Source organism: Candidatus Nanosynsacchari sp. TM7_ANC_38.39_G1_1, from assembly GCF_004138385.1.
In genome coordinates, this window is the sequence record NZ_PQNZ01000045.1 from 1 (window position 1) to 6,580 (window position 6,580).

Annotated in this window: 2 protein-coding genes and 1 pseudogene; 2 read left to right on the forward strand and 1 reads right to left on the reverse strand. The window is 53.1% G+C overall.

What is annotated here, in order from left to right:
- Positions 1-1,546, forward strand: a pseudogene (locus G1ANC_RS03260) (DNA-directed RNA polymerase subunit beta); the annotation flags it as partial.
- Position 1,547: 1 nt separating this feature from the next.
- Positions 1,548-5,417 carry a DNA-directed RNA polymerase subunit beta' gene (gene rpoC / locus G1ANC_RS03265; protein ID WP_164998006.1) on the forward strand — a complete coding sequence of 1,290 codons (3,870 nt, stop codon included), beginning with the start codon at positions 1,548-1,550 and terminating at the stop codon, positions 5,415-5,417.
- 116 nt (positions 5,418-5,533) lie between these two features.
- Here rpoC and G1ANC_RS03270 read toward each other — a convergent pair whose 3' ends face one another.
- A complete protein-coding gene (locus G1ANC_RS03270; RefSeq protein WP_129693585.1) occupies positions 5,534-6,523 on the reverse strand; it encodes a hypothetical protein in 990 nt (329 codons plus the stop codon).
- Positions 6,524-6,580 lie beyond the last annotated feature (57 nt).

The window sequence follows — 6,580 nt, forward strand, 5'->3', positions numbered from 1 at the left end:
CCGCTGCTATAACCAAAAAACGCGCGTTAACCGCGGCGATCGCGTAGAAAAAGGCGATGTCCTAATCGAGGGCGCATCAATCGCCGAGGGAGAAATCGCGCTGGGCCGCAACTTGCTGGTCGCTTTCATGCCATGGGGCGGCTATAACATGGACGACGCCGTAATCCTGAGCCAGCGCTTAGTACAGGACGACGAACTAACCAGTATCAATATTAAAGATTACAATGTTGAAGTCCGCGAAACCAAGCTGGGGCCGGAAATCGTCACCCGCGACATTCCGAACGTATCAGAAGACAGCCTGCGCCACTTGGATGAAAATGGTATCGTACAGATCGGTTCCGAAGTAAAAGCCGGCGACGTGCTGGTCGGTAAAATTACGCCGAAGGGCGAGCAGGAACTTTCGAGCGAAGAGCGCTTGCTACGGGCTATCTTTGGCGAGAAAGCTAAGGACGTACGCGATACTTCGCAGCGCATGAACAACGCGGGCGGCGGCAAGGTTGTCGGCGTCAAGATCTTTAGCCGGGAGAACGGCCACGAATTGAAAGCTGGCGTCTTAATGCAAATTCAGATCTTCGTCGCGCAGCTGCGCAAGATCAGCGTCGGCGACAAGATGGCAGGACGCCATGGTAATAAGGGTGTCGTCGCTAAAATTTTGCCGGTGGAAGACATGCCGTTCATGGAAGACGGTACGCCAGTTGACGTGATTTTGAACCCGCTGGGCGTGCCAAGCCGCATGAACCTGGGCCAGCTGTTTGAAACACACTTAGGAATGGCAGCCAGAGCTTTAGGCTACCGCGTAGCAACGCCGTCGTTTAACGGTGTTAGCGACCAGCAAATTTCCGACGAACTGGAAAAAGCAGGTTTTGCCCGCGACGGCAAGAGCCAATTGTTTGACGGCCGCACTGGCGAAGCGTTTGAAGAGCGCACTACGGTCGGCGTCATGCACATGATCAAGCTGCACCACATGGTCAGCGACAAGATTCACGCCCGCTCGACCGGCCCGTACACCATGGTCACTCAGCAGCCGCTCGGCGGTAAGGCGCAAAACGGCGGCCAGCGCTTCGGTGAAATGGAGGTTTGGGCGCTAGAAGCTTACGGTGCGGCGACTACTTTGCAGGAAATGCTGACTATCAAGTCCGACGACGTTTACGGCCGCGCTAAAGCTTACGAATCAATTATCAAGCACGACGTCATCACCGGCCCGAAGCTGCCAGAAAGCTTTAATGTTTTGGTGAAAGAACTGCAAGGTTTGGGGCTGCGCGTCGATCTGGTTGACGAACACACCAACAATATCGATGCCGAAAATCTCATCGCTACTAGCGGCCCGGCTGACAAAACTGTGCCAGCAAGCGACGATAACAATGGTAGCGATAATTCCGGCGACGATGACGACGAAGAAACCTACCTTGACGAATCTGACGGTATCGGCAATATCGACGACGGCATGAGCGTGCGCGATATTGACGATGACGGTCAAATCTCGGAAGAGGAAAGCGATTACGATAATTACGACGATACAAACGATAATGAAGAGGAGGAGGCGTAAGATGGCACGAGTAGTCTCGACATCTGGTATCGCAGATTTTGACGCAGTGCGCTTGGTGGTTGCCAGCCCGGAAGATATCCTAAAATGGAGCCACGGCGAAGTCACTAAGCCGGAAACGATTAACTATCGCACCCAAAAGCCAGAGCGCGACGGCTTGTTCTGCGAGCGAATCTTTGGCCCAGTCAAGGATATCAATCCGCATGATTCCAAGCTAAAAGGCGTTCGTTCACGCGAAGCTGCGGTTGATAAAAACGGCGAATTAGTCACTAAATCAATTGTCCGCCGCGAGCGCATGGGCCACATTCAATTGGCCGCACCAGTGGCGCACATCTGGTTTATGCGCGGCACGCCGAGTGCTATGAGCTTGCTGCTGGGCATCACAGTACGTAATCTCGAGCGGATTGCTTACTTTGCTACGTACGTAATTCTGAAGGTTGACGAAGAGAAACGCGACCAATTACTAGCCGACCTCGAGGCCGAGACTGAAGCTGCTCGCGCCGCTATCAAAATTCGCTACGAACGCGAAGCTGGCGCTGACGGCGCTGACGTCAAGGCTTTGGCCGAAGAACAGAGCAAAGAGCTCGAAGAGCTAGAAAATCAATTTACCACCAAGAAATCGCAGCTAGAAAGCTTGCAAAAGCACGCGCTAATGAGCGAAACTGATTATCGCAACTTGCCGGAAGCTTACGAAGAATTAGTCGAAATAGCCATGGGCGGCACCGCACTCAAAGCAATGCTCGACGAAATCGACCTCGATAAACTAATCGCCGATTTGCAACAAGAATCCGAGGACGCCAGGGGCCAGCGCGAGAAAAAATTACTAAAAAGGCTCAAGGTTCTAGAAGGCATGCAAGCAGCTGGCATCAAGCCGTCGAGCCTGTGTATGACGGTTCTACCGGTGATTCCGCCAGACCTACGGCCAATGGTGTCGCTGGCAGGCGGCCGTTTCGCGACGAGCGACTTGAACGATCTTTATCGCCGCGTCATTAACCGCAATAATCGCCTCAAGAAACTGATTGAATTGAACGCACCAGAAGTGATTCAGCGTAACGAAAAGCGCATGCTACAAGAAGCTGTCGATAGCTTGATCGACAATTCATCAGCGCGCGGCGGCCGGGCTGTCAATGCCACTGGCAACCGCCGGCGCTTGAAGAGTCTTAGCGACATGCTCAAAGGTAAACAAGGCCGCTTCCGCCAGAACCTGCTCGGTAAGCGCGTCGATTACTCTGGCCGTTCGGTAATTGTCGTTGGTCCGAAGCTTAAAATCAATCAGTGCGGCTTGCCAAAGCAAATGGCGATCGAGTTGTTTAAACCATTTGTCATCAGCTGGCTGATTGAGCATGATTACGCGCATAATATCCGCAGCGCTACTCGTCTGATCGAGTCGAGCGAAGCAGTGGTTTGGGACGCACTCGACGAGGTCATTAAGGGCAAGTACGTCTTGCTTAACCGCGCACCGAGCCTGCACCGTTTGAGTATCCAAGCTTTCCAGCCGAAATTAGTCGAGGGCAAGGCGATTCAGCTGCACCCGCTAGTCTGTGCCGGCTTCAACGCCGACTTTGACGGCGACCAGATGGCTGTTCACTTGCCGTTGTCCGATGACGCTCAGGCTGAAGCTCGCGAGCTGATGAGCGCTGTTAATAATTTGCTTAAGCCAGCCGATGGTAGTCCAGTGCTTAGTATCAGCCAGGATATCGTGCTCGGCAACTACTACCTGACCTACGAAAAGCCGAGCGTCCAGACCGAGCATCGCGCTGTCTTTGCTAATAGCCGCGACGCTGAGCTGGCTTACGATATGGGCCGGCTTCACTTGCAAAGCCCGATTCGGGTTCGCGCCAAGGGCGAGATTCACAACACCACGCTGGGCCGCGTCTTCTTCAACGAAATCTTGCCGGACGATTTTCCTTACAACAATAACGTCCAGACCAAGAAAGAGCTGAAGAAAGTTCTAGCGCAAATCTTTGATCGTTATGGCGCCGAAGAAACCGCCAAGACGGCCGACCGCATGAAAGGCTTAGCTTTCCGCTTCGCTACCGTGGCCGCAGTATCAACTGGCAAGGACGACTATGTCCACCTTGATCAGACCGAGGAGATAATCCAGGAAGGCGATAAGCATGCCGCGTTAATCGCCGACCAATACGACCAGGGCTTGATCACCGACGACGAGCGTTACAATTTGACGGTAGCAGCTTGGCGCAAGGTTGACAATCAAGTTACTAAATTGCTCCAAGACAACTTACACCACATCGACACTAGCATTTCGATTATGGTTAACTCGGGTGCCCGCGGTGATATTAGCAACGTCAAGCTAGCTAGCGCCATGATTGGTATTCAGGTCGACGCCGCCAACCGCGAAATCGAGCTGCCAATTCGCTCGTACTACACCCGTGGTTTGTCGAGCTTGGAATCGTTCGTCGCCACCCGCGGCTCGCGCAAAGGTTTGATCGATACCGCGCTAAAGACGGCCGACTCAGGTTACCTAACGCGCCGCTTGGTCGACGTCTCGCAAGATGTCTTCACTGTCGAGGACGAAGAGGGTGACGACGAGGGTTACATGATTTATCGTTCAGAGACTGAAGAAACGATGATCAGCTTTGGTAATCGCTTGTACGGGCGCTATACTCGCGATGCTGTACCAGGCTATATCGGCGCTAACGAGTTGATTACCCGCGAAATCGCCAACAAAATCGAAGCCGACACTAATATCAACGAGGTCAAGATTCAGTCGATTCTCTCGACCAACAATCTCGAGGGTATTCCGCGCCGCAGCTACGGTATTGACATGGCAACCAACGAACTAGTTGGTGCTGCCCAACCAGTTGGCGTTATCGCTGCTCAGTCGGTCGGTGAGCCGGGTACTCAGTTGACACTCCGCACCTTCCATAACTCTGGTGTGGCCGGTAGCGACATCACTCAGGGTCTGCCGCGCGTCGAAGAGCTCTTCGAAGCGCGCAATCCGAAGGGCCAAGCCTACATCACTGAAGTAGCTGGTACTGTCGATGTCTGGGAGGACGGCAAGAAGTATATCGTCCAGGTCACGCCAGAGGCTGGCCGCGTTGAGCGCTTGCCGCTCGAAGGCCGCAAACCGCTGCTGCAAGATGGTTCTAGCGTCAAAGCAGGCGATATTCTCGCTGAAGGTTTGGATAACAGCCGCCCGCTAGTAGCGCCATTCGACGGCGTTGTCGAAGCCGCCGAAGACACTATCGTCATTGCCGCTAACGCTGCCGCGCCAGTCCGTTACGAGATTCCAGGTACTGCGCAGTTAGTGGTATCGGCTAATGACCACGTTGAGGCAGGCGACCGCTTGACAATCGGCTCGCTCAACTTGCACGACCTGATGCGCTTGAAGGGCACCGAGGCAACTCAGCGCTATATCATCAACGAAGTGTTGCGCATCTACGCCGCGCAAGGCCAAGACGTAGCTGACAAGCACCTCGAGATCATCGTTCGCCAGATGTTTAGCCGCGTCCAGATCGAGGACCCAGGCGACAGCGACTTTGTTATGGGCGATATCGTTTCGAAAGCACGCGTCGTTGCCGAGAATAAGGCTTTGGTCGCTAACGGCAAAGAGCCAGCGCAATACGCGCAAATGCTCTTGGGTATTACCAAGGTGAGTATCTGGAGCGATTCGTGGCTGAGTGCTGCGTCCTTCCAGGACACTACCCGCGTACTGATTAGCGCTGCCACCAGCGGCCGCGCCGACCACTTGCATGGCCTGAAGGAAAACGTCATCATTGGCCGCAAGATTCCGGTGGGTACAGGCGTCCGTTCGCTCGACACTAGGGAGGATGACTCACCAGCCGACGAGTACGCCGAAAGCGTTGACGAGGAGGCCGACGACATCACGCCAGATGTCGATGCTGAGTCATAGGCAGACCCGCTCAAACTATAATTACCGCTCATATAGACGAGCGGTAATTATTTTTGCAGCTAATTTTTTGACACGCTGTATCTTTGCATATTCCAACAGCCAGAATAAGGCGAGACCTAATCTCGTTTGCCAGAATATGTCACCGTATCTTTAGTACTGCCGCCAATCGACTGGCACTTTTGATCAGCGTAAGCCATCCGCAATTCCCGGTTATTGTAAAGAGTGCAGGCAACCAGTATATTGCGGTTACGATCTTGGAAATAATGCCACAAACCGTCTGGCGTCTGATAGAATAATCCTAGATTGTCAGGCGCAGTCATTCGCTGATACAACACTGTGCTGACTGGAATTTCTAGCAGCTGGTAACCTTTCAGTGCGCCCTTGAACGGAGCTGGCTTACCGATGAAACCGTACTGTCCAGCGGCACTCACGGCCGGGGTATAGACCGAAACGACCGGCTGCTGCGCCTCAGCGTATTCAGCGTAAACTTTAGTGTCGAGACAGCGAATCTCCATCCAATCGCCGAGCTTGTCGCGCTGCGAAATATCGGTACTCAGCTGGCAAGTGACATCGTCGCGCGTGAAATCAGCTAAATAATTTGTTCTGCTGCCCTCCGAAAAGACCTTGCGGGTAAAGCCATCGTAGTCCATATTTTTCTCGATTGATTCGCGCTGCGAGGTTGATTTATCCTTAGGAACGTAACCAGCCAAACTCTGAACTTGATCAAGGTCGGGCACCACGGTGTAAAATTTCCTTCCTTTGACTCTTACTGGAGTGGTGATTGACGATTTGGCTTTTTCCTTGCCTTTGAAATAAACGTTAACGTGCTTGATAGTTTCGGCGGCAGTCAAGTGAGCTACCTTGGTCTCGTCAGTTTTTTTCTTTTCATCTGTCTTGACTGTTGACGAGCGAGCGAGCGTCATTACCACGATCGCAACAACAATCACTAAAACGGCAGCAACGCCAGCGCCAATCATAATCAGGCGGAATTTACGGAATGGGTCGCGCGGCGGCCGGCGCTGCGGTTCTGGCACTAACGGATCAGGTCGCGGCGCCTGTTCAGGGTGGCCAGCGTATTGGATATCATTGTCATTTAGCGGATTCATACGTTTATTATACTATATTGCTTGCGTTTTTAATGCGATAGCGGTTCAAGTTTAGTA

Excerpts from the sequence above, each read along its gene's own strand:
- rpoC (WP_164998006.1), top strand. The coding sequence starts at position 1,548 with ATGGCACGAGTAGTCTCGACATCTGGTATCGCAGATTTTGACGCAGTG.
- G1ANC_RS03270 (WP_129693585.1), bottom strand. The coding sequence starts at position 6,523 with ATGAATCCGCTAAATGACAATGATATCCAATACGCTGGCCACCCTGAA.